The 22,854-nt window shown below is 72.3% G+C and carries 24 protein-coding genes; 10 read left to right on the top strand and 14 right to left on the bottom strand.

Annotated elements, in window-relative coordinates; all coding sequences use genetic code 11:
- Positions 1 to 107: 107 nt before the first annotated feature.
- The 3 genes from OG410_RS27140 to OG410_RS27130 are packed head-to-tail and all read left to right on the top strand — an operon-like array spanning position 108 to position 3,290.
- Entirely contained in the window at positions 108 to 1,526 is a 1,419-nt protein-coding gene (locus tag OG410_RS27140; protein ID WP_329301529.1) for a magnesium transporter MgtE N-terminal domain-containing protein, read from the top strand.
- Complete coding sequence (locus OG410_RS27135; RefSeq protein ID WP_329301528.1) at positions 1,516 to 2,112, top strand: DUF1003 domain-containing protein; 597 nt, start codon at positions 1,516 to 1,518, stop codon at positions 2,110 to 2,112. Before OG410_RS27140 ends, OG410_RS27135 begins: the two co-directional genes overlap by 11 nt.
- Positions 2,113 to 2,156: 44 nt before the next feature.
- Positions 2,157 to 3,290, top strand: coding sequence for an Mrp/NBP35 family ATP-binding protein (locus OG410_RS27130; RefSeq protein ID WP_329301527.1), 1,134 nt, complete (start codon positions 2,157 to 2,159; stop codon positions 3,288 to 3,290).
- A gap of 198 nt (positions 3,291 to 3,488) precedes the next feature.
- Here OG410_RS27130 and OG410_RS27125 read toward each other — a convergent pair whose 3' ends face one another.
- The 5 genes from OG410_RS27125 to sigE all read right to left on the bottom strand — a co-directional run bounded on the left by OG410_RS27125 (position 3,489) and on the right by sigE (position 8,562).
- The gene (locus tag OG410_RS27125; RefSeq protein ID WP_329301526.1) at positions 3,489 to 4,148 is read right to left on the bottom strand and encodes a hypothetical protein; all 660 of its coding nucleotides are present in this window, start codon (positions 4,146 to 4,148) and stop codon (positions 3,489 to 3,491) included.
- A gap of 317 nt (positions 4,149 to 4,465) precedes the next feature.
- Entirely contained in the window at positions 4,466 to 4,900 is a 435-nt protein-coding gene (locus OG410_RS27120) for a sec-independent translocase (RefSeq protein ID WP_329301525.1), read from the bottom strand.
- 221 nt (positions 4,901 to 5,121) lie between these two features.
- The gene (locus OG410_RS27115) at positions 5,122 to 6,786 is read right to left on the bottom strand and encodes a trypsin-like peptidase domain-containing protein (RefSeq protein ID WP_329301524.1); all 1,665 of its coding nucleotides are present in this window, start codon (positions 6,784 to 6,786) and stop codon (positions 5,122 to 5,124) included.
- A gap of 139 nt (positions 6,787 to 6,925) precedes the next feature.
- Positions 6,926 to 7,867, bottom strand: a complete 942-nt coding sequence (locus tag OG410_RS27110; RefSeq protein WP_329301523.1) for an anti-sigma factor family protein — start codon at positions 7,865 to 7,867, stop codon at positions 6,926 to 6,928.
- Positions 7,864 to 8,562, bottom strand: a complete 699-nt coding sequence (gene sigE / locus OG410_RS27105) for an RNA polymerase sigma factor SigE (RefSeq protein WP_326790809.1) — start codon at positions 8,560 to 8,562, stop codon at positions 7,864 to 7,866. Before sigE ends, OG410_RS27110 begins: the two co-directional genes overlap by 4 nt.
- 227 nt (positions 8,563 to 8,789) lie before the next feature.
- Between sigE and OG410_RS27100 the strand changes: the two genes are divergently transcribed.
- Positions 8,790 to 9,491, top strand: a complete 702-nt coding sequence (locus OG410_RS27100; RefSeq protein ID WP_328458144.1) for an O-methyltransferase — start codon at positions 8,790 to 8,792, stop codon at positions 9,489 to 9,491.
- 203 nt (positions 9,492 to 9,694) lie between these two features.
- On the opposite strand, the gene OG410_RS27095 is transcribed toward OG410_RS27100, so the two are convergent.
- A complete protein-coding gene (locus tag OG410_RS27095; protein ID WP_003966491.1) occupies positions 9,695 to 9,862 on the bottom strand; it encodes a DUF3117 domain-containing protein in 168 nt (55 codons plus the stop codon).
- 363 nt (positions 9,863 to 10,225) lie between these two features.
- Here OG410_RS27095 and OG410_RS27090 point away from each other — a divergent pair, with 363 nt between their 5' ends.
- Positions 10,226 to 11,029 (top strand): enoyl-CoA hydratase/isomerase family protein, encoded by an 804-nt coding sequence (locus OG410_RS27090; protein ID WP_328448552.1) that lies wholly within the window; start codon positions 10,226 to 10,228, stop codon positions 11,027 to 11,029.
- A gap of 75 nt (positions 11,030 to 11,104) precedes the next feature.
- On the opposite strand, the gene OG410_RS27085 is transcribed toward OG410_RS27090, so the two are convergent.
- Entirely contained in the window at positions 11,105 to 11,686 is a 582-nt protein-coding gene (locus OG410_RS27085; protein WP_329301522.1) for a DNA-3-methyladenine glycosylase I, read from the bottom strand.
- Complete coding sequence (locus OG410_RS27080; RefSeq protein WP_329301521.1) at positions 11,683 to 12,033, bottom strand: DivIVA domain-containing protein; 351 nt, start codon at positions 12,031 to 12,033, stop codon at positions 11,683 to 11,685. The genes OG410_RS27085 and OG410_RS27080 overlap by 4 nt, the downstream gene beginning before the upstream one ends.
- 173 nt (positions 12,034 to 12,206) lie before the next feature.
- Here OG410_RS27080 and folP point away from each other — a divergent pair, with 173 nt between their 5' ends.
- Positions 12,207 to 13,067, top strand: a complete 861-nt coding sequence (gene folP / locus OG410_RS27075) for a dihydropteroate synthase (protein WP_329301520.1) — start codon at positions 12,207 to 12,209, stop codon at positions 13,065 to 13,067.
- 119 nt (positions 13,068 to 13,186) lie between these two features.
- Here folP and OG410_RS27070 read toward each other — a convergent pair whose 3' ends face one another.
- Complete coding sequence (locus tag OG410_RS27070) at positions 13,187 to 13,945, bottom strand: TIGR00730 family Rossman fold protein (protein WP_329301519.1); 759 nt, start codon at positions 13,943 to 13,945, stop codon at positions 13,187 to 13,189.
- A 148-nt stretch (positions 13,946 to 14,093) separates the two neighbouring features.
- Positions 14,094 to 15,173, bottom strand: coding sequence for a succinyl-diaminopimelate desuccinylase (gene dapE / locus OG410_RS27065; RefSeq protein WP_329301518.1), 1,080 nt, complete (start codon positions 15,171 to 15,173; stop codon positions 14,094 to 14,096).
- Between the two features lie 128 nt (positions 15,174 to 15,301).
- Between dapE and OG410_RS27060 the strand changes: the two genes are divergently transcribed.
- Positions 15,302 to 16,339, top strand: a complete 1,038-nt coding sequence (locus OG410_RS27060) for a heavy metal transporter (protein WP_329301517.1) — start codon at positions 15,302 to 15,304, stop codon at positions 16,337 to 16,339.
- Positions 16,340 to 16,700: 361 nt separating this feature from the next.
- Positions 16,701 to 17,129, top strand: coding sequence for an ATP-binding protein (locus tag OG410_RS27055; RefSeq protein ID WP_329301516.1), 429 nt, complete (start codon positions 16,701 to 16,703; stop codon positions 17,127 to 17,129).
- Between the two features lie 130 nt (positions 17,130 to 17,259).
- On the opposite strand, the gene OG410_RS27050 is transcribed toward OG410_RS27055, so the two are convergent.
- Together OG410_RS27050 and fdxA are read right to left on the bottom strand one after the other, a co-directional pair.
- Entirely contained in the window at positions 17,260 to 18,375 is a 1,116-nt protein-coding gene (locus OG410_RS27050; protein WP_329301515.1) for a bifunctional succinyldiaminopimelate transaminase/glutamate-prephenate aminotransferase, read from the bottom strand.
- 181 nt (positions 18,376 to 18,556) lie between these two features.
- Positions 18,557 to 18,877 carry a ferredoxin gene (gene fdxA, locus OG410_RS27045; protein WP_030573070.1) on the bottom strand — a complete coding sequence of 107 codons (321 nt, stop codon included), beginning with the start codon at positions 18,875 to 18,877 and terminating at the stop codon, positions 18,557 to 18,559.
- A 141-nt stretch (positions 18,878 to 19,018) separates the two neighbouring features.
- Here fdxA and OG410_RS27040 point away from each other — a divergent pair, with 141 nt between their 5' ends.
- Both OG410_RS27040 and OG410_RS27035 read left to right on the top strand, forming a co-directional pair.
- On the top strand, positions 19,019 to 20,128 hold the full coding sequence (locus OG410_RS27040) for a GNAT family N-acetyltransferase (RefSeq protein WP_329301514.1): 1,110 nt from the start codon (positions 19,019 to 19,021) through the stop codon (positions 20,126 to 20,128).
- 17 nt (positions 20,129 to 20,145) lie between these two features.
- Positions 20,146 to 20,997: a SirB1 family protein gene (locus OG410_RS27035; RefSeq protein ID WP_329301513.1), complete on the top strand. Its 852-nt coding sequence runs from the start codon at positions 20,146 to 20,148 to the stop codon at positions 20,995 to 20,997.
- 21 nt (positions 20,998 to 21,018) lie between these two features.
- On the opposite strand, the gene OG410_RS27030 is transcribed toward OG410_RS27035, so the two are convergent.
- Positions 21,019 to 21,633, bottom strand: a complete 615-nt coding sequence (locus OG410_RS27030) for a response regulator transcription factor (RefSeq protein ID WP_328448571.1) — start codon at positions 21,631 to 21,633, stop codon at positions 21,019 to 21,021.
- A complete protein-coding gene (locus OG410_RS27025) occupies positions 21,630 to 22,853 on the bottom strand; it encodes a sensor histidine kinase (protein WP_329304262.1) in 1,224 nt (407 codons plus the stop codon). Before OG410_RS27025 ends, OG410_RS27030 begins: the two co-directional genes overlap by 4 nt.
- Position 22,854: the final 1 nt, after the last annotated feature.

The raw sequence follows: 22,854 nt of genomic DNA, 5'->3' as shown, positions 1-22,854 counted from the left end.
CCGTCCGGACCGCCCACCAGGGCGTACCCGACCGGGACGGGCTAGCCTGAAGCCCACCCGAGCGGACAGACCGGCACAGAACGCATCGAAGCGAAGGAGGCGCGCGCATGGCAGCGGCCGCCCCCCGGATCTTCGTCTCGCACCTGTCCGGCGTCGCCGTCTTCGACCCCAACGGCGACCAGGTGGGCCGTGTGCGGGACCTCGTCGCCATGCTGCGCGTCGGACGACGGCCGCCGCGCATGCTCGGCCTCGTCGTCGAACTGTCCACGCGCCGCCGGATCTTCCTGCCCATGACCCGGGTGACCGGCATCGAATCCGGCCAGGTCATCACGACCGGCGTCCTGAACGTGCGCCGCTTCGAGCAGCGGCCCACCGAACGGCTCGTCTTCGGCGAACTGCTGGACCGGCTCGTGACCCTCGTCGAGACGGGCGAGGAGGTGACGGTCCTCGACGTGTCGATCCAGCAGCTCCCGGCCCGCAGGGAGTGGGAGATCGGCCGGGTCTTCGTCCGCAAGGGCCGCGGCGGCGCCTTCCGGCGCTCCAAGGGCGAGACGATGACGGTCGACTGGTCCTCCGTCACCGGATTCTCGCTGGAGGAGCACGGACAGGGCGCGGAGAGCCTGCTCGCCACCTTCGAGCAGCTGCGGCCCGCCGACCTCGCGAACGTGCTGCACCACCTGTCGCCGAAGCGGCGCGGCGAGGTGGCCGCCGCGCTCGACGACAACCGTCTGGCCGACGTCCTGGAGGAGCTGCCCGAGGACGACCAGATCGAGATCCTCGGCAAGCTCAAGGAGGAGCGCGCGGCGGACGTCCTGGAGGCGATGGACCCCGACGACGCGGCCGACCTGCTCGCCGAACTGCCCACCGAGGACGTGGAGCGGCTGCTCAGGCTGATGCGGCCCGGCGAGGCGGCGGACGTCCGGCGGCTGATGGCGTACGCGGAACGGACGGCGGGTGGGCTCATGACCACCGAGCCCATCGTGCTGCGGCCCGACGCGACCGTCGCCGACGCGCTCGCCCGGGTCCGCAACCCCGACCTCTCCCCCGCGCTCGCCGCCCAGGTGTACGTGTGCCGCCCGCCGGACGAGACGCCGACGGGCAAGTACCTGGGCGCGGTGCACTTCCAGCGGCTGCTGCGCGATCCGCCGCCCACCCTGGTCGGCTCGCTCGTCGACGACGACCTCCATCCGCTGGCCCCGGAGGACGAGCTGCCGGTGGTCGCCGGGTTCTTCGCGACGTACGACATGGTCGCGGCCCCCGTCGTCGACGAGAGCGGGTCGCTGCTCGGGGCGGTGACCGTGGACGACGTACTGGACCACATGCTGCCCGAGGACTGGCGGGAGACGGAGTTCCACCTCGACGAGGGGGTGCACGACAGCATGCACGCGGAGCGCGACGAGCTCGACGAGCCCCGCGACGAGGACGGGACCGGCCCGGAGGACGGCCCCGAGGACGGCCGCGGCCCCGAGGACGCCCCCGGGGAGCCGGACGGCCCGCGAGGCGGAGAGGGACGCCATGGCGCCTGACCGTGAGGCCCGTGAGCGGGTCGCCAGCGGGGCGACGGCGGCCCCTCGCCCGCGCACCCGGCTGGACCAGCCGAAGCCACCGCGGCGCAGACTGCTGCCCGAGTGGGACCCGGAGGCCTTTGGACGGTTCTCGGAGCGCATCGCCCGCTTCCTCGGCACCGGGCGGTTCCTCGTCTGGATGACGATCGTCATCATCATGTGGGTGGTCTGGAACGCCTTCGCGCCGCACGGCCTGCGTTTCGACAACTACCCGTTCATCTTCCTGACCCTGATGCTGTCGCTCCAGGCCTCCTACGCCGCCCCGCTGATCCTGCTCGCGCAGAACCGACAGGACGACCGCGACCGGGTCAACCTCGAACAGGACCGCAAGCAGAACGAACGCTCCATCGCCGACACCGAATACCTCACCCGCGAGATCGCCGCGCTGCGGATGGGCCTCGGCGAGGTCGCCACCCGCGACTGGATCCGCAACGAACTCCAGGACCTGGTCAAGGAGCTGGAGGACCGCTATCCCGACGGTCACGGGAACGGACGGGTCGTATTCCCGGCGGAACGGTCGCAGGGACGTGACGTAGACGACCGGTGACAGGGCTTTCCGGGGCACATGGGTCGCGCCGTACCATCGTCCCTATGGCTACGGAAGACGCGGTGCGTGAAGCACTGGCGACGGTGAACGACCCCGAGATCAACCGACCCATCACCGAACTGGGGATGGTCAAATCGGTGGAGATCGGTGCGAATGGTGCGGTCGCGGTCGCCGTGTATCTGACGGTCTCCGGCTGCCCGATGCGCGACACGATCACCCAGCGGGTGACGGAGGCGGTCTCGCGGGTCGAGGGCGTTACCGCTGTCGACGTCGAGCTCGACGTGATGAGCGACGAACAGCGCCGCGAACTGGCGACCGCGCTGAAGGGTGGCGCGGCCGAGCGCGAGGTGCCCTTCGCCAAGCCCGGCTCGCTCACCCGCGTGTACGCGGTGGCCTCCGGCAAGGGCGGCGTCGGCAAGTCCTCGGTCACCGTGAACCTGGCGGCCGCGATGGCCGCCGACGGTCTCAAGGTCGGTGTCGTGGACGCCGACATCTACGGCCACTCGGTTCCGCGCATGCTCGGCGCGGACGGCAAGCCGACCCAGGTCGAGAACATGATCATGCCGCCGTCCGCGCACGGCGTGAAGGTCATCTCCATCGGCATGTTCACCCCGGGCAACGCGCCGGTGGTCTGGCGTGGCCCGATGCTCCACCGCGCCCTCCAGCAGTTCCTGGCGGACGTGTACTGGGGCGACCTGGACGTCCTGCTCCTGGACCTCCCGCCGGGCACCGGCGACATCGCGATCTCCGTCGCCCAGCTCGTCCCGAACGCCGAGATCCTGGTCGTCACGACCCCGCAGCAGGCCGCGGCCGAGGTCGCCGAGCGGGCCGGCTCCATCGCGGTGCAGACCCACCAGAAGATCGTGGGCGTCGTCGAGAACATGTCGGGACTGCCCTGCCCGCACTGCGACGAGATGGTCGACGTGTTCGGCACCGGCGGCGGCCAGTCGGTCGCCGACGGTCTGACCCGCACCACCGGAGCGACCGTCCCGGTCCTCGGCTCCATCCCGATCGACGTCCGCCTGCGCGAGGGCGGCGACGAGGGCAAGCCGGTCGTCCTGACCGACCCCGACTCCCCCGCCGGCGCGGCCCTGCGCGCCATCGCCGGCAAGCTGGGCGGCCGTCAGCGCGGCCTGTCGGGCATGTCGCTGGGCATCACCCCGCGCAACAAGTTCTAGAACCCGGACGCGTTCCGGGACTCCGGGGTCTCCCGCGGGAGACCCCGGCGCCGTTCGTACGAAGAAGCCGTTCGTACGAAGGAGGGGGCGCCGTCCGTGCGGACGGCGCCCCCTTCCTCGTAGCGGCCGCCAGGGGCCCCTGTGGCGCTTGCGGGTGCCTGTCGTGGCCCCGGGGGGCTCGTGGCCGCTGCCGGCGCCTTAGCGGTCGTATGCGGCGATGTCCTTGATCATCGCGAAGCCGAGCCCGTACGCGCTCATCCCCCGGCCGTACGCGCCCACGTGGACGCCTTCCTGGGTGGAACCCGCGAGGACCCAGCCGAACTCGGACTCGCGGTAGTGGAAGACCGTGGGAACGCCGTCCACGGGCAGGGACAGGGTGGACCAGTCCGCACCGTCCAGGTCGTCGGCCAGCACCCACGCGGTCTCGGTCTGCTGGTCCAGCCAGTCGTCGCGCAGGGTGTGGTCCATCTGGCCGGGCCAGGTGAAGGACAGCAGCCCCACACCGGCCAGCCACGCCGCCGAGGACACCGAGGTGGCCTCCAGCAGTCCCGTGCCGTCCGCGCTGCGCCGTACGGGGCTCGCGGCGACGGTGACCACCACCGCGAACCGCTCCTTGTCCTCGCCCGGCTCGGGGCGCACCGAGGGTTCGTCCCCGTGCCCGACCGAACCGTGCTCGACCGCGCCGTCCGCGGAGGTGCCCACCTGCATCAGCCAGCGCTGCCCCGTGAAGGCCTCGTCGAGGCCGTACCAGGGAAAGGGCGCCAGCAGGTAGCCGTCGACCGTACGCCGGGCGGAGGGGACCTGTTGTCCGCCCTCCGCGGCCGGCGCCTGCGCGCCTACCCGACTTGTCGTCTCCATCTGCCGGACGCCTCCTCGCTCTCGTCGGACCGGGCGGCCCACCCCCCTCGGGCGACCTTGTCGGTCCGCACAACAACTGGGCAGCATAGCCACCCCGCTCCGAGCAGAGGCGAAACCGCCCGGCGCGTAAGACGTACGAAGGGCGTATTCGGACCGCGCGGGGCCCGTCCGAGCCCGCGGAGGCACCCGTTCCCGCGCCGGATCCACCCGCCGAGGCCAGGGCTCACCGACGCGTGAGGGTCATGACCGCCGTACCCGGATCGGACGGCGCCCCAGGGATCGGACGGCGCCGTACGGATCAGGTGACGTGGTACGGATCAGGTGGCGTCGGCGTCGTAGGGCGGGTGCTCGTCGGCGTCGAGCTTCTCGCGCTTCTTCGTCATGTCGACGGAGCCGCCGGCCGCGCCGCCGGCCGCGGAGGAGTCGGACTCACGGCTGTGCACCGAGTCCGTGACCTCGGCCATCTCCTTCTTCAGGTCGAAGCCGTTACGGATCTCCTTGAGCCCCAGCTCGTCATTGTCCAGCTGCTTGCGTATGAACGTCTTGGGGTTGAGGTCCTCGAACTCGAAGTCCTTGAATTCCGGGCCGAGTTCGTCGCGGATGTCCGCCTTGGCGCTCTCCGAGAACTCACGGATCTTGCGGATCGTGCGCGTGACGTCCTGAATCATCTTCGGGAGCTTTTCGGGACCGAAGACGAGCACGGCCAGGACGATCAGCGTCACCAGCTCAAGCGGTCCTACGTCGTTGAACACCTGATAGCTCCTCGCGATGCCCTCGGTCCACGGCCCTCGGGGGTCTTCCGCGGTCCGGGCCGCGTCCCACGGTACCCGGCGCCACCGTCCGTCCGGAACTGTCCCGGGGCTCCCGGCTTCGGGTACGGCGCGGGTTTTCCACGATGTTTGCCGTCCCGAACTGCGCCGTCGTTCTCGACTGTGAGGTTCATGTCACTCGCGGACCCTGAAGCCCGCGGCCCTCACCCGCCGTTCGCCGAACCGAGGACCAGGGTGATCGTCCGGTTCGCGCCGCCCCGCCTGACGGTCAGCCGGAGGCGGTCGCCGGGCCGGTGGGCGCGGGTCTTCACGATGAGTTCCTCACCGGAGTGGACACGCGTGCCGTCGACCTCGGTGATGACGTCGCCGGCCCTGATGCCCGCCTCGGCTCCGGGACCGCCGGGTGTGACGGGCGCACCGCCCCCGGCGGCCTTCATGCCCACCCGCGCTCCGTCACCCGAGTAGTTCATGTCGAGCGTGACACCGATCACGGGGTGGGTGGCCCTGCCGGTGTTGATCAGCTCTTCGGCGACGCGCTTGGCCTGGTTGACGGGGATCGCGAAGCCCAGCCCGATGGATCCGGCCTGACCGGTCCCCAGGTCGGAGCCGCTGTCGGCGGAACGGATGGCGCTGTTGATGCCGATGACACGGGCCCGGGAGTCGAGCAGCGGCCCGCCCGAGTTGCCGGGGTTGATCGGCGCGTCGGTCTGGAGGGCGTCCACGTACGAGACGTCGGTGCCGTCGCCCTTCTCGCCGCCCGCCGTGATGGGCCGGTCCTTGGCGCTGATGATCCCGGAGGTGACCGTGTTGGCGAGGTCGAAGGGCGCGCCGATGGCGACGACGGGGTCGCCGACCTGGACGCTGTCCGAGTTGCCCAGCGGCATGGGCGCGAGCCCGCGGACCCCGGAGACCTTGACCACGGCGAGGTCGTAGCCGCTGTCGTGTCCGACGACCCGGGCCTTCGCGGTCTGACCGCCGCTGAACGTCACGGTTATCGTGCCGCTGCCGCCGGCGGGTTCGATCACGTGGTTGTTGGTGAGGATGTGTCCCTCGCCGTCGAGCACGAAGCCGGTGCCGGTGCCGTCCTCCTCGCTCCCGTGCACATGCAGGGTGACGACGCTGGGCAGCGCGTGCGCCGCGATCCCGGCGACGCTGTCCGGGGCGCGCCCCGGGGCCTCCTTGGCGGCCTGCGGCAGCTCGATGTCCGTCAGTCCCCCGTTCCGCTCCAGATAGGCCCCCACGAAGCCGCCCACGCCCCCGGACGCCAGCGCGAGCGCGACGGCGGCGAGCACCAGGATCTTCCTCGCCCTTCGGCGCCGCTCCGCCACGGTGGGCACGGCGACGCCGTTCTGCTGGAAGGGTCCGCCGGGGCCGCTCCGGGCGAGGTGGCCGGGGTGCCGCGGGGATCCGGGCGTAGCCCAGGGGTCGTAGTTCCGCCAGGGATCGGGCGTGTCGGACTCGACGGGACCGTCGGACCCGGCCGGGGCGGGAAAAACAGCGGCGGGGCCGTCGGGAGGCGGGGGCACGGGGGACATCGGATTCGGAGACCCTGTGGCTTCCGGTTCCGGTACGAGGGGCAGGGGCAGGGCGTCGTCGGGTGCGCCGCCCTGGGCCGGGACGGCGTCCGCGGGGGCCGTCCCGTGGGCCGGGGCGGCCGCCTCGGCCCGGGTGACGGCCGGGGTGACGGCCGGGGTGGCCTGTGTCCGCTCCTCGGGCGCGCTCGGCCCGACACCGCTCGGGGCGTTCCGGGAGACGGCGGGGTGGGGGGAATCCGGTTCCGTGAGGCCGGGCGGCGCGGTGTCCGCGCCCGCGTCCTCGGGCCGGGGTCGACTCCACCGGTTCGCCTTCGTGGGCCTGCCCTCGTTCATGCTCTCCCCACACCTGGCCCGCGGCACAGCGCGCCGACGGCCACCACAGACTGGTCGACTCCGCGTCCGTGATCCCTCCCGCGGACGCGGCCCTCCCCGGATTCAACCAGGTTCCCGGGCCGACGCGCAGAGTGCGGTGTCAGTGAGCCTGATGAGGGGTGGGGGACGGGGACGAGGTGGGGGACGGTGTCACGGCGGGGGCGGCGAGCAGGCCCGGAGCCGGGGTCGCCGCGGGCGGCTGGACCTCGGTGAGCGGACGTATGAGCGGGGACATCGCGGCGGCACCGGCGACCACCGGTGTCGTCAGCGTGTGCACGGCGTCCTGGCCGCGGCCGGCCGGGGCGGGAACTCCGGGCAGCAGCGGGGCGGACACCCCGGTCGGTGCCACCGGACCGTTGCCGAGCGACCGCTCGCCCTGGGTGAGCAGCGGAGCGGCGGACCGGCGGCGCTGCGACTCGGGAGTCGAGGTCGCTCCCGTGCCCTGGGACCGGGACGGCGTCACATTGCTCCCGGCGCCGGCTCCTCCGCGCGCGTCCGTGTCCCCGGGCAAACCGGTGGTCACCCCGCCGAGCGCGACGGCCGCGAGCGACACCGCGCCCGCGGCGACGAAGGCGAACCGCAGCCCGCGCGAGGCGGACCGCTCGGCCTCGTGGCGGCTGACGTCATGGATACGGAAGCCGCGCCCCGGAGCGGGGGGCAGCACATCGGCGTGCGGTCCGGCCGGGACGTACCCGAAGGGTTCGCCCCGCATGCCGAAGACGCCGGGCAGTCCGTGACCCGTGGAGCCGCCGGGCAGTCCGCCTCCGAAGCCGCCTCCGTTCAGCCGCGGGCTGTCGGAGTCGCCTCCCCCGGGGAGTCCCTGGAGGCGGGCGAGGAAGCTTTCGGAGGGCGGCGGCGGGGCCATCTCCGCGAAGACGTTCTTCAGTCGGCGCTGGGCGTCGGCCTCGGCCTTGCACTTCGCACAGGTGGCGAGGTGGGCCAGGACGCGGTCGCGCGACTCATGACCGAGCTCTCCGTCCACCAGGGCGGAAAGTCGGTCCCCGAGGTGCTGCTCTGCAGGGGTGGGACGGGTTCCACTCACGCGGTCGCGCCTCCTCCCCCCAGCACGGGCACACGGGCCGCGAACGAGCGACGCTCGGCGCGGGCCTCGGGAGACCGGTGTGCCAGGGCCTTGCGCAGCTGGGAACGGCCGCGGTGGATCCGGGAGCGGACGGTGCCGAGCTTGACGCCCAGGGTCGCGGCGATCTCCTCGTAGGACAGTCCCTCGATGTCGCAGAGGACGACGGCGGCGCGGAACTCGGGCGCGAGGGTGTCCAGCGCCTGCTGGACGTCGGCGTCGAAGTGCGCGTCGTTGAAGACCTGCTGCGGGGAGGGCTCGCGGCTGGGCAGCCGCTCGGCCGCGTCGTCGCCGAGGGCGTCGAAGCGGATGCGCTGCTTGCGCCGCACCATGTCGAGGAAGAGGTTCGTGGTGATGCGGTGGAGCCAGCCCTCGAAGGTGCCGGGCGTGTAGGTCGACAGCGAGCGGAAGACGCGGACGAAGACTTCCTGGGTGAGGTCCTCGGCGTCGTGCTGGTTGCCCGTGAGGCGATAGGCGAGACGGTAGACGCGACCGCTGTGCGTGCTGACGATCTCCTCCCAGGTGGGCGGAGTCCATGCCTGCGGCTCCGCGTCGGTGGTGAACGTCGCGGTCTGCGCCGGGGCAGCAACGGGGAGCTGGTCAGCGTTGTCGGTCACGGATTTCGGCTCACCCGTCGATCTGAGCAGGCGCCGCAGCACTCCTCCCCGATCCACAGGCGCAGCCGCACCTCCCCTGTCGGCTCTGGTGGTGTCCAGTGGAGCCCCTACCATAGCCACCTCGCCCGTTAGCTCCGGATAAGCGGTTTTACGGGAATTTGATACGGGCTCATATGGGCTCGCCGGCGTCCGCCCGCGGCCCCGCTCCGTGTACCGACCCATCGACTTCCCCCCGCTCGGTTCTCCCACCCTTCTAAACGCCCGGTCCCATCCGCAGGTTCCCGGCACCAACGGATACAGTCACGCCCAGGCAACCACGGGGACAGGAGAGGGTCATTACCGGCAACCGGCAGACGAGCTGGGCGGCGTTCGCCGACGCCTTTGTCGCCGAGGACGAGGCGCTGCGATGGGCGCGGGACCGGGCCCACGAGGCGGGCCTGCGCTCGGTGACGCCCGGCACGGGCGCCGCGCTGCGCCTGCTCGCCGCCACCGTGGACGCGAAGGCGGTCGCCGAGATAGGTACCGGGACCGGCGTCTCCGGAATTCATCTTCTGCACGGCATGCGGCCGGACGGGGTACTGACCACCGTCGATCCGGAGCCGGAGCGCCAGCAGTTCGCCCGCCAGGCCTTCCGTGCCGCCGGGTTCGCCAGCAACCGGGCGCGCTTCATCCCGGGCCGGGCGCTGGATGTCCTGCCCCGTCTCGCGGACGCCGGATACGACCTCGTTTTCTGCGACGGTGACCGGCTGGAGAGCCTCGATTACCTCGCCGAATCGTTGCGCCTGCTGCGTCCGGGCGGGCTCGTCGCCTTCGAGGGCGTCTTCGCGGACGGCCGCACCGTGGACTCGGGACCGCAGCCGGTCGAGGTGAGCCGGCTGCGCGAGCTGCTGCGCGCGGTGCGCGAGAGCCAGGAGCTGGTGCCGTCGCTGCTGCCGGTGGGCGACGGCCTGCTGTGCGCGGTCAAGCGCTGATTCCGCCGCCCGGTCCGTCGGCAGGTCCGCTGCCCGTTCCGCTGCCCGCAGGGTGCCTCCGACCTGGCCTTCCACCGTGCCCGACCCTTGCCGGCCGAGCCGCGCGGCGGTCCCGTACGCCCGGAAAACGCCTGGAAAAACAGCGTCCCCGGCACCATGTGCGGTGCCGGGGAAGCCGAAAGGGGTATGGGTCGCGTTCCGCGTCAGCCGACGACCTTCTTGAGGGCGTCGCCGAGCGCGTCAGCCTCGTCAGGGGTCAGCTCGACGACAAGCCGACCGCCGCCTTCGAGCGGAACGCGCATGACGATGCCCCGCCCCTCCTTGGTCACCTCGAGCGGGCCATCGCCCGTCCGCGGCTTCATGGCCGCCATGCTCGTTCCCCTTCCTGAAACCAGCTCATCGTCGCCGACGGCCCCCTCGGAGGGCACGCACGTCCCCTCATAGGACACACGTCACCGGCATCGAACACATTGCTTCCAGGCCATTATCCCGCATCTCAGGACCCGATGACCAACATCAGTCGGCATCGCTTGCGCAACGCGCTTGAGCAAAACCACCCAATTCGGCGATGTGGCTGCGATACTGCGCCGCCGCAACGACGTCAGCAGCACGGAAATCTTTGACGCAGGTCACATGTGGGCCCCGCGCCACCGTCGGTGATCTCCGCCATGCTGTCATCGGACACAGGTCGTACCGGCCGGTACGACGAGCCGCGACCCCGGAAGGGACCCACCATGGCCGACACCGTGCTCTACGAGGTGAGCGACGGACTCGCGACCATCACGCTGAACCGCCCCGAGGCGATGAACGCGATGAACGTCGAGACCAAGGTCGCCTTCCGGGACGCGGCCCAGGCCGCCGCCGCGGACGACGCCGTACGGGCCATCCTGCTGACCGCGGCCGGTGACCGGGCGTTCTGCGTCGGCCAGGACCTCAAGGAGCACATCGGGCTGCTGGCCGCCGACAGGGAGTCGGGGTCGGGCGGGACGATGAGCACCGTGCGCGAGCACTACAACCCCATCGTGCGGGCGCTGACCGGCGCCGCGAAGCCCGTGGTGGCCGGGGTCAACGGTGTCGCGGCCGGGGCCGGGTTCGGTTTCGCGCTCGCCGCCGACTACCGCGTCGTCGCCGACACGGCCGCCTTCAACACGTCCTTCGCCGGAGTCGCGCTGACCGCCGACTCGGGGATCTCCTGGACGCTGCCCCGGGTGATCGGCCCGAGCCGTGCCGCCGACCTGCTGCTCTTCCCGCGCAGCATCAGCGCCCAGGAGGCGTACGAGCTGGGCATCGCGAACCGCCTGGTTCCGGCCGGCGAGGTGCGCGCCGAGGCGGAGAAGGTGGCGCGGGCGCTGGCCGCCGGGCCGACGCTGGCGTACGCCGCCCTGAAGGAGTCCGTCGCCTTCGGGCTCACCCACTCGCTGGAGGAGACCCTGGAGAAGGAGGACGAGCTCCAGGGCCGCGCCGGTGCCTCCGAGGACCACGCCATCGCGGTCCAGGCGTTCGTGAACAAGGAGAAGCCCAAGTACCTGGGGCGCTGACCGTCGAAAGGCGTTCGCCGCGGGCCTCGCGTGGTCCGCGGCGGACACCTGCGCACCCCGGGAAGAGCGGCCCGGTCAGCCGGCGTCGCGCACCACGCAGTCCGCCAGGTGGTCGTTCACCAGGCCGCACGCCTGCATCAGGGCGTACGCCGTCGTCGGGCCCACGAAGCGGATGCCGCGCTTCTTGAGCGCCTTGGACAGAGCCGTCGACTCGTCGGTGACGGCCGGTACGTCGGAGAGCTTCTCGGGGGCCGGCCGCGAGGCGTGGTCGGGGGCGAAGGACCAGATGAGCTCGTCCAGCTCGCCCGGGGCCCATTCGGCCAGCACGCGCGCGTTGGCGACGGTCGCCCGGATCTTGGCGCCGTTGCGGATGATCCCCGGGTCGGCGAGCAGGCGCTCCTCGTCGGCCTCCGTGAACAGGGCGACCTTGGCGATCTCGAAGTCCGCGAAGGCCGCGCGGAAGCCGGAGCGGCGGCGCAGGATCGTGATCCAGGACAGCCCCGATTGGAACGCCTCCAGGCACAGCCGCTCGTAGAGGGCGTCGTCGCCGTGGACGGGCCGGCCCCACTCCTCGTCGTGATAGGCCACGTAGTCCTCGGTGGACAGCGCCCAGGGGCAGCGCAGCGCGCCGTCGGGTCCGGCCAGCGCCCCGCTCACCGCTCGTCCTCGGGGTGCTTGCGCAGCGAGGTGGTGCCGCTCGCCGCGCGGGCGCCGGCGAGCGCGGCCTCCAGGTCGGCGATCCGGGCGTCCCGCTCGCCGATCTCGGCGCCGAGACGGCCCAGCGCGTCGTCGACGTCCGCCATGCGGTAGCCGCGCACGGTGACGGCGAAACGCAGGGCGTCCACGTCACCCTTGTGCACCGGACGGTCGTACGGCAGCGGATCGCGCAGCCGCTCGGGCTCGGCGTCGGCAAGGGGCACGCTCTCGCCGCCGCCCACCACGGACAGGGTCACCGCGGCGACCACGACGGCGAGGGCGACGACCAGGAACAAGAACATGAACATCGCTGAGGTCCCCACGCTCCGGGGCCGGCGCGGGTCGCGTCGGCGCGAAAGTACTGGTGCTGACGAAGGCAGCCCGACACCAGAAGTGTCAGGCTCCGATCGTGCCATGCGAGTGTGACAGCTAAGGTCGCAGGCGGCTTATCGGTGCGACTTACTGGGAGAGGTCACAGGGGATGCTCAGGCTGGGCAGGCGCGAATTCGACGCGCACGAGCCGGTGATCATGGCGATCGTGAACCGGACCCCGGACTCCTTCTACGATCAGGGGGCCACCTTCCGCGACGAGCCCGCGCTCGCGCGCGTGGAGCAGGCGGTGTCCGAGGGCGCCGCCATCATCGACATCGGCGGGGTCAAGGCGGGACCGGGTGAGGAGGTCACCGCCGAGGAGGAGGCGCGCCGGACGGTCGGCTTCGTCGCCGAGGTGCGCCGCCGCTTCCCCGACGTGGTCATCAGCGTCGACACCTGGCGGCACGAGGTCGGCGAGGCGGTCTGCGAGGCCGGCGCCGACCTGCTCAACGACGCCTGGGGCGGGGTCGACCCGCGCCTGGCCGAGGTGGCCGCCCGGTACGGGGTGGGGCTCGTATGCACGCACGCCGGGGAGTCGGAGCCGCGCACGCGCCCGCACCGGATCGCCTACGACGACGTGATGGCCGACATCCTGCGGGTCACGCTGGGGCTCGCGGAGCGTGCCGTGGCTCTCGGGGTGCCCCGCGAGTCGGTGCTCATCGATCCGGGACACGACTTCGGGAAGAACACCCGGCACAGCCTGGAGGCGACACGGCGGCTCGGGGAGATGGTCTCCACCGGGTGGCCGGTTCTCGTCTCCCTCTCCAACAAGGACTTCGTGGGCGAGACGCTCGACAAGCCGGTCAAGGAGCGGGTCGTCGGGACGCTGGCGACGACCGCGGTCTCGGCGTGGCTGGGGGCGCAGGTGTACCGCGTCCACGAGGTCGCGGAGACCCGTCAGGTCCTGGACATGGTCGCGTCGATCGCCGGGCACCGGCCGCCGGCGGTGGCCCGGCGCGGCCTGGCGTAGCGACAGCGGACAGAGCGCGTACGGGGCACGGGAGGGCCGTGAAACCGGTCCCTCCCGTGCCCCGCACACCCCGTGTCTCGTGCCCCGTATGCCGTACGCCGTATGCCGTACGGCGTCTGCTAGCGGCCGGCCTCCTTCGACACCAGGGCCACCGCTTCGTCCACGTCGTCGGTCACGTGGAACAGCATCAAGTCCTTCTCGGCCGCCTTGCCCTGGGCGACGAGGGTGTTCCTGAGCCAGTCCACGAGACCGCCCCAGTACTCCGTGCCGAACAGCACGATGGGGAAGCGGGTGACCTTCTGGGTCTGGACCAGCGTGAGCGCCTCGAAGAGTTCGTCGAGGGTGCCGAGGCCACCCGGCAATACGACAAACCCTTGGGCATACTTAACAAACATCATCTTTCGGACAAAAAAGTACCGAAAGTTCAGGCCGATGTCGACGTACTGGTTCAGCCCCTGCTCGAAGGGAAGCTCGATGCCGAGACCGACGGAGATGCCCTTCGCCTCCAGGGCTCCCTTGTTGGCCGCCTCCATGGCACCCGGTCCACCACCGGTGATCACCGCGAACCCGGCGTCGACCAGGCCGCGGCCGAGGGCGACGCCCGCGTCGTACTCGGGCGAGCCGACCGAGGTCCGCGCCGAACCGAACACACTGATCGCGGCCGGGAGTTCGGCCAGCGTGCCGAAGCCTTCGATGAACTCCGACTGGATGCGCAGAACGCGCCAGGGGTCGGTGTGCACCCAGTCCGAGGGGCCGCCCGCGTCCAGCAGCCGCTGGTCCGTGGTGCTCGCCTGAACCTGGTTCCGCCTGCGCAGCACCGGGCCCAGCCGCTGCTCCTCAGGTGGCCGCTTCTTTCCCCTCGGGTCGCCAGTAGCCATGTCCACTCCCTCCGCGTACGGATCTCCCCCGCCCCGGCCGAAACCGGTGCGGGGGAAGGTCGTTCCGCCCCAGCGTAGATCTCCGCTGGTTACGGCGGGGGGACGTGGGCATGTCCGCCGTGAACAGCCGGCGGGTACGGGCCGCGCTTCAGGCGGTCAGCCAGTCGCGCAGCCGCTCCTCACCCGCGAGGATCTTGGCCGTTTCCACCCGCTCGTCCCGCTTGTGCGCCAGGTGCGGATTGCCGGGGCCGTAGTTGACCGCGGGGATGCCGAGCGCGCTGAAACGGGAGACGTCCGTCCAGCCGTACTTGGGCTGCGGGGTGCCCCCCACCGCCTCGATGAACGCGGCGGCGGCCGGGTGGGACAGACCGGGAAGGGCGGCACCGCTGTGGTCGTCGACGACGAACTCCGCCACACCGCAGTCGGCGAAGACCTCGCGGACGTGCTCGATCGCCTCCTCCTCGGTGCGGTCGGGCGCGTAGCGGAAGTTGACGGTGACGACGCACTCGTCGGGGATGACGTTGCCGGCGACCCCGCCGGAGATGTTCACCGCGTTCAGGCCCTCGCGGTACTCCAGGCCGTCGATCACCGGGTAGCGCGGCTCGTACGCGGCCAGGACGGCCAGGATCGGGGCGGCCGCGTGGATCGCGTTCGAGCCCATCCAGCTGCGGGCGGAGTGGGCCCGCTCGCCCTTGGTCTTCAGCAGCACCCGCAGCGTGCCCTGGCAGCCGCCCTCGACCTGTCCGTCGGAGGGCTCCAGGAGGACCGCGAAGTCGCCCCGCAGCCACTCGGGGTGGGCCTCGGCCACATGCTTCAGGCCGTTCAGATGGGCGGCGACCTCTTCGTTGTCGTAGAAGACGAAGGTGAGGTCACGGTTGGGCTCGGGGACGGTGGCCGCGATACGGAGCTGGACGGCGACGCCCGACTTCATGTCGCAGGTGCCGCAGCCCCACAGCACGCCGTTCTCGTCGAGGCGGGAGGGCACGTTGTCCGCGATCGGCACGGTGTCGATGTGCCCGGCGAGGATCACCCGCTCCGCCCGGCCCAGCTCGGTGCGGGCCACGACGTTGTTGCCGTACCGGTCGACCGTCAGATGCGGAAGGGCGCGCAGGGCCGTCTCCACGGCGTCCGCGAGCGGCTTCTCGGTGCCGCTCTCCGAGCGGAAGTCGACGAGCGCCGCGGTGAGCTCGGCTGCGTCGAGGGTGAGGTCAAGCGGGGTGTCGGCCATGGCCTCGACCCTAGCGCGCCCCTCCGGAAGGCCCCGAAAGCAGCCGGATGCGGTCGTATCCCCCGGCCGCGCTCCCGTTGTCCACAGCCCCACGGTCCGCCCGCGGCGCTCTCCAGTACCTTGTACGCGTGTCTGAGCCGTCCCCCACTCCTGTCCGGCGCCGTGGTCGCCTCCTGCGTTTCGGAGGGGCCCTCGTGGTCCTGCTCGCGGTCGCGGGTTACCTCGGCGTGCAGTACCTCACGGGCGGCGTGGGCGCGCCCCGGTGCAAGGTCGTCTCCGGCAACGGCGACGGCGCGTCGTACGAGTTCACCCCCGAACAGGCGGTGAACGCGGCGACGATCTCGGCGATCGGCACCTCGCGCGGCATGCCCGAGCGGGCGGTGGCCATCGCTCTCGCGACGGCGCTCCAGGAATCGGGGCTGCGCAACATCCGGCACGGCGACCGGGACTCCCTCGGTCTGTTCCAGCAGCGCCCGTCGCAGGGCTGGGGCACGAGGAAACAGATCATGGACCCGACGTATTCGGCAGGCATCTTCTACGAGCACCTGGCCAAGGTGCCCGGCTACTCGCGGCTGCCGCTCACCGTCGCCGCGCAGCGGGTGCAGCACAGCGGCTTTCCGCAGGCGTACGCGAAGCACGAGCCGGACGCCACGCTGCTCGCCGCCGCCCTGACCGGCCGCGCGGCGGCCACGCTGACCTGCCAGGGGCGCCCGGCCGCGACCCTGGCGGGCGGCCCGGCGCCGGTGCGTGCCGCGCTCGCCCGGGACTTCGGGCGCGATGTGCTCCAGGAGGCGGGCGCCACCGTGGACGCCGAGAGTTCCTCCGCGTCGTCGGCGCCGGCCTCCTCGGCTTCACCGACCTCCCCGGCTTCCTCGGGCGCTACGGGCTCCACGGCCTCCCCCGCCGCCACGGGGGGCACCGGCCGGACCGTGACCGTCCCCGTGCGCGAGGGGTCCGACGCCGGGTCGGGGACGCTCCGCCGCGGCTGGGAGCTGGCGCACTGGGCCGTGGCGAACTCCTCGGCCCTGCACATCGACCGGGTGTCGTACGCGGGACGCGAATGGACCGCGGGCACCTCGGAGGGAACGTGGCGCACGGCCGACGACAAGAGCGGTCCGGGGCCGGGGGAGGCCTCGGAGGAGGTCCGGATCGTCACCGGGCAGTAGTACGGGACCTCACCCCTGGGGAGGACCCTGTCCCGGCGGGCCGGTGATGTGCGCGCGCTTTCGGACGCTCACTCCCCGTCGGTGAAATCCCTTGGGAACAAGGGGCCCTGAGGGTTCCAGCGGTGCTGCGGCCGGGCATTGTTTGCCCGTTTTTATCCACAACCGATAATGCGACGCATTGCCAACTCTTTGCGTCGGGCCACCGCAACCTTCGCGGACTTCGAGCGGTAGTCACTGCGTCCGAGCCCGGAACGATCACCTCAGCCGATCGCCGTCCGGGAACGCGGTCCGCCGGCAGCCGGCCGGCCGACCGCCGGGCAGAGCAGGACGCTTCCCCGTTCTCTTCCGTCTAAGGAGCACCATGTCCCTCCCCCTGACCCGCCGGATCGCCCGTGTCGTGCTGCTCGTCGCGGCCGGAGCGGCGCCCGTGGTCGGCGCGGCCGGCTCCGCCTGCGCGGCGCCCGGCCTGCCGGCCGCACCCGGCCTCGGCGGGCTGACCGCCCTGGACGGCGCGAACGTCGGCCCCACGCTCGACGGAGCGACGCAGAACGTCCCCGCGATCGCCGGCACGTCCGGCGGCGCCACGGTCACGAAGGCCCTGCCGTCCGCGGGCAAGGCCGGCGCCAAGGCCGCCCAAAAGGCCGCGCCCGCCGTGCAGAAGGTGGCCGGGACCGCGGCCGGCCAGGCCGGAGGCCTCGTCGGTGACACCGCGAAGACGGCGTCCGGCAGCCTGCCGACGGACGCCGTGACCAAGGGCGGCGTGCCGACCGGACAGCTTCCGCTGGGCTAGGGCCCCCCGCTGGGTCCGGTCCTGCCGTCGGGCCACGGCCTGGCCTCGGGATCGGGATCGTGCCGTACGGCGACGGGGGTCCGGGGAAGCGAGTTCCCCGGACCCCCGTCGTCGTAGCCGGACGGCCGGACTAGGGCCTGTCGGACAGGCCCTGGCGCAGGCGTTCCACCGCGGCCGCCACACGCTCGTCCGAGGCGGTGAGGGCCACGCGGACGAACTTCTCGCCCGCGTCGCCGTAGAAGTCGCCGGGGGCCACCAGGATGCCCAGGTCGGCCAGGTGCGCCACGGTGGACCAGCAGGACTCGTCCCGGGTGGCCCAGAGGTAGAGGCTCGCCTCGCTGTGCTCGATGCGGAATCCGTGGCCCAGGAGGGCTTCGCGCAGGGCGGTGCGGCGGGCCGCGTAGCGCTCGCGCTGCTCGTGGACGTGTGTGTCGTCCGCGAGCGCGGCGACCACGGCGGCCTGGGTCGGCGCGGAGGTCATCATGCCGCCGTGCTTGCGGATCGCGAGGAGTTCGCCGAGCACGGCGGGGTCGCCCGCGAGGAACGCGGCGCGGTAACCGGCCAGGTTCGAGCGCTTGGACAGCGAGTGGACCGAGACGATCCCCTCGTAGGAGCCGCCGCACACGTCGGGGTGCAGGACCGAGACCGGGTCGGCCTCCCAGCCCAGCTCGATGTAGCACTCGTCGGAGAAGACGAGGATGCCGTGCTCGCGGGCCCAGGCGACGATCCGGGTGAGCTCACCGGCGGACAGGACCTTGCCGGTCGGGTTCGACGGGGAGTTCAGCCACAGCAGCTTCAGGCCCGCCGGGTCCAGCTCCGTCGGGTCGTCGTAGACCACGTGTTCCGCCCGCGCGAGCCGCGCGCCGACCTCGTACGTCGGGTAGGCGAGGCGGGGGTACGCGACCTTGTCGCCGGGGCCGAGACCGAGCTGGGTCGGCAGCCAGGCGACCAGTTCCTTGGAGCCGACGATCGGCAGGACGTGCCGGTGGGTGACGTCCCGCGCGCCGAGCCGTCGTTCCACCCAGCCCGTGAGCGCGTCCCGCAGCTCGGGCGTGCCCCACACCGTCGGATAGCCGGGCGAGTCCGCGGCCGCGACCAGAGCTTTCTGGATCAGCTCGGGCACCGGGTCGACCGGGGTGCCGACGGACAGGTCGACGATGCCGCCCGGGTGAGCGGCGGCGGTCGCCTTGTAGGGCTCCAGCTTGTCCCAGGGGAAGGTGGGAAGCCGGTCGGAGACTGCGGACACGGGATCAGGCTCACTTTCTCGTACGTACGGCCGGTACACGCGGGTACGGGCTGCCGCGCGGACACCGCGCGGGCCGGCGGCGCAAACGCCTCGGCCCCGTACGGCGACCGGAACGATCAGGCCGTACGGGACCGAGGCGGCGCTCGTCCAGCTGCCGCCGGGAGAGCACCCGGCGGACCGCTTACTGGTTCTGCGGCGGAAGCGCTGCGATGAAGGCGTGGTCGCGTTCGATCAGACCGAGCTTGCTGGCGCCGCCGGGCGAGCCGAGCTCGTCGAAGAACTCGACGTTCGCCTTGTAGTAGTCCTTCCACTCCTCCGGAGTGTCGTCCTCGTAGAAGATCGCCTCGACCGGGCACACCGGCTCACAGGCTCCGCAGTCGACGCATTCGTCCGGGTGGATGTACAAGGACCGCGAGCCCTCGTAGATGCAGTCGACCGGGCACTCCTCGATGCACGCCTTGTCCTTGACGTCGACACAAGGCTGCGCGATGACGTAGGTCACGCTGTCGTTCCTCCTCGATAGGGCGCTGGCGGGCCTGTCGTAGGCTCCGCCGCCTGGCGCGCGGGAGCGCGGCGTAGTCGATGCCCGCCCCTAGTATCTCCGTTCTTGGGTCTGATCCGAACAGGAGGGGTGAACTGACCTGTGGAATTCTCTGCCGCCGGCCGCCTAGAGGTCCGCGTCACCGCTGCTGACGTGGGCAAACGTGTCTCGATTCGACGCCTGACGGACGATGGAGACACGGTGGAGAAGTTCACCGATACGGTCGGTGTTCTCACATCATGGGACAACGGTGTGCTGCTGATCACACGACGGACCGGGGAACGTGTCCGGATCGCGGAGTCCTCCCTGGTCGCGGCCAAGGTCGTGCCGTCCGCCCCGGCACGGCGGCGCGGCCCCGCGGCGTCCTACGAGGAGCTGGCGCGCGTCGCCGCGCGGGCCTGGCCGCCGGTGGAGAGCGAGCGGCTCGGTGGCTGGGAGCTGCGGGCGGCCGGCGGGTTCACCCGGCGCGCCAACTCCGTGCTGCCGCTCGCCGACCCGGGCGTGCCGCTCGACCGGGCGCTCACGTACGTACGGGACTGGTACGCGGCCCGTGACCTGCCCGCCTTCATCCAGACCGCCACCGGTGCCGAGGGCACCCAGGAACTGCTCTGCGCGGAGCTGGAGGGGCGCGGCTGGACCCGTGAGGTGACCGCCGAGCTGTGGACCGGCCCCCTCGCGCCGGTCGCGGACCGGGAGGCACCCGGGGTGACGCTCTCCCGCACGGCCGACGAGGCGTGGCTTCGCCGCTACCAGCGCAAGGGCGTCACCGACGTGGCCCTGAAGGTACTGGGCGGCGGCCCTTCGGTGTGGTTCGCGACCGTGCCCGGCGCCGGGGACGCGGCTCCGGCGGCGATCGGACGGTGCGTGGTGGACGGGCGCTGGGCCGGTTTCGCCGCCGTGGAGGTCGCCCCGGACCAGCGCCGTCGCGGCCTGGCCACCGCCGTCATGGCCGCGCTGGCCGGCCGGGCCCTGGAGGAGGGTGCCTCGGCGGCCTGGCTCCAGGTGGAGACGGACAACACCGGGGCGCGGGAGCTGTACGCCCGGATGGGCTTCGGCCCGCATCACGCGTACCACCACTACCGGTGGGCGTCCTCCCCCGCCACGGACCCCGGGCCGGACACGGGCACGGCGGACGCCCCGGCGGCGGGCGGCCAGGCTGACCGTGTGTCCGGCGACGCCGGTCCGGATGCCGAGCCGTATCGATCGACGTGACCGGGCACGAGTGGGCTATGCGTTTCCCCCAGCCACCCGGGCCCGGCCGGGCCGACGAGGTACGGCGGCGGTTCGCCGACGAGGCGCGGGCCGAGCGGCCCGATCTGGCCGAGCTGTGTCTGCTGGTGGGCGCCGCGGCCGACGGGACACTGGACGACGCCGGGATGGACGCGGCGCAGATCCTGCTGGACGAGCTGGCGGGCCGGCTGCCCTTCCGTCCGGGCAGCCCCCGGTCCTGGGCCACCGCCCTCGCCGAACTCCTCGGCGGGCGCCTGGGCTACCGGGGCTCACCGGGCGACTACCAGCGGCTGGAGTCCTCCCTGCTGCACGCGGTGCTGCGCCGGCGGCGCGGGCTGCCCATCCTGCTCTCGGTGGTGTGGATGGAGGTCGCGCGGCGGGCCGGGGCGCCGGTCTACGGGGTCGCGCTGCCCGGTCACTTCGTGGTGGGCTTCGGACCGCCCGAGGAGCAGGTGCTCGCCGACCCCTTCGACGGCGGGCGCGTCCTGACCGGCTCCGACGCGCAGCTCCTCGTCGCGGGCGCGACCGGCGCCCCGCTCGACCCGTCGATGCTCGCCCCCGCCGACCCGCTCGACGTCGTCCTGCGCGTCCTGAACAACATCCGGGCCTGGTCCGCCGCCCGGCCCGAACGCTCCGACGTGGCCCTGTGGTCGGTGGAGCTCTCCCTGCTACTGCCCTCGCACCCGGCGCGGCTGCGCTACGAGCGGGCCCAACTCCTGGTCCAGCGGGGAGACTTCCTGACCGGGGCCGCCGAACTCGACGCCTACGCGGACGTGGTGGCCGCGGTCGACGAACCGGCCGCGTCCCGGGTCCGCCAACAGGCCCACGCGGCACGGGCGATGCTCAACTGAGGCTTCCGCGGGCCGTACAGCTCACAGCCAGCCCTTCTCCCGTGCGATCCGTACCGCCTCCGCCCGGTTGCGTACCGCGAGTTTCTGGATCGCGGTCGAGAGGTAGTTGCGGACCGTGCCCTGGGAGAGGTGGAGGGCCTTGGCCAGTTCGGCGTTGGTGGAGCCGTCGGCGGCGGCGCGGAGGACCTCGCGCTCGCGGTCGGTCAGGGGGTTGGCGCCCTCGGCGAGCGCGGCCGCCGCCAGGGTGGGGTCGATGACGCGCTCGCCGGCCAGCACCTTGCGTACGGCCGCGGCGAGTTGGGCGGCCGGGGCGTCCTTGACCAGGAAGGCGTCGGCGCCGGACTCCATGGCACTGCGCAGGTATCCGGGGCGGCCGAAGGTGGTGAGGACGATCAGCTTGATGCCCGGGAGCTCCTTGTGGACCTCGGCCGCCGCCTCTATCCCGGTCATGCCCGGCATCTCGATGTCGAGGAGCGCCACGTCCACGTCGTGGGCGCGGGCCGCCGCCAGGACCTCGTCGCCGCGGGCCACCTGGGCGACCACCTCGATGTCCGGCTCCAGTCCCAGCAGGGCGGCCAGCGCTTCGCGGACCATCGACTGGTCCTCGGCGAGCAGGACCTTGATCGTGCGGCTCATGCACCGGATCCTACGGGGTCCTCCGACGCGCCCACAGAGGCCCGGCCGCCCTCCAGGGGCGCCCGTGCCACCAGCCGGAATCCGTGCCGGACCCGGCCCGCCTCCAGCGATCCGCCCGCCTTCTCCAGGCGTTCGGTCAGTCCCGTCAGACCGTTGCCGGGGGCGGCGGAGGAGGAGCCGGCCGAGCCGTCGTCCTCCACCGAGAGCTCGAGCACGGGACCGTCCAGGGTCTGGCGCCGGACGAGTTCCACGGTGCAGCGCCGGGCGCCGCTGTGCCGTACGACGTTGGTGACCGCCTCGCGCAGCGCCCAGGCCAGCGCGGACTCGGTCTCCTCGGGAACGCCGTCGAGGTCGGGTTCGCCAGGCAGGTCGGCGATCACGTCGGCCGCGGTCAACGCGACCTGGGCGCCCGCGAGTTCACCGGCCAGCCGGGGCCTTCGGTAGCCGGTGACCGCCTCGCGCACGTCGACCAGGGCCTGGCGGCTGACCTGTTCGATGTCGGCGACCTGCTGGGCCGCCTTGTCGGGGTGGCCGGGGAGCATCCGCCCGGCCAGTTCGCTCTTCAGCGTGATCAGCGAGAGCGAGTGGCCGAGCAGGTCGTGCAGGTCCCGGGCGAGCCGCAGCCGCTCCTCGTTCGCGGCGAGCTGGGCGACGGTGGCCCGTGCCTTGCGCAGCTCCACCGTCGTCCGTACGAGCTGGCGCACACCCGTCATGGCGAAGCCGATCAGCACGACGAGCAGGACCAGGTTGCGGGCGTCCTCCTCGCCGCCGTGCAGGCCGACCAGGAGCATCACGACGGCGGTCAGCGGGATCGTCCAGTAGGAGACACGCACCGGGAGCGTCGTCCCGCAGGCGACCGAGACGTACACGAACAGACCGAGCCAGGGCGCGCCGAGCATCAGGCACAGGGCGACGGCCAGCGCGCCGAGGGCGAGCACCATGAGGGTGACGGCCAGGGAGCCCGTGAACGCCTTGCCCATGTGCCGGAAGACCAGCATCAGATAGACCGCGACGAAGGCCGCGAGACCCAGCCAGCCGGCCGCGGTGGCCGCGGGCGTGTGGTGGCCGGAGACGAGGTCGTGGACCGGCGAGCTGAGGAACACCAGCCAGATGACGATCCACACCGACTTGCGCAGGGCTTCGCGGAGATTGCGCGGGGACTCCCCCATCCTCACGATCCGCTCCGTGCGGGCTCCGTCGGGCAGCGGGTCTTCCGTCATG

Origin of the sequence: Streptomyces sp. NBC_00659 (assembly GCF_036226925.1) — a bacterium.
Classification (GTDB): domain Bacteria; phylum Actinomycetota; class Actinomycetes; order Streptomycetales; family Streptomycetaceae; genus Streptomyces.
Note: the sequence above shows the minus strand (reverse complement) of the source record. Positions and strands in the feature narration are given on the sequence as shown.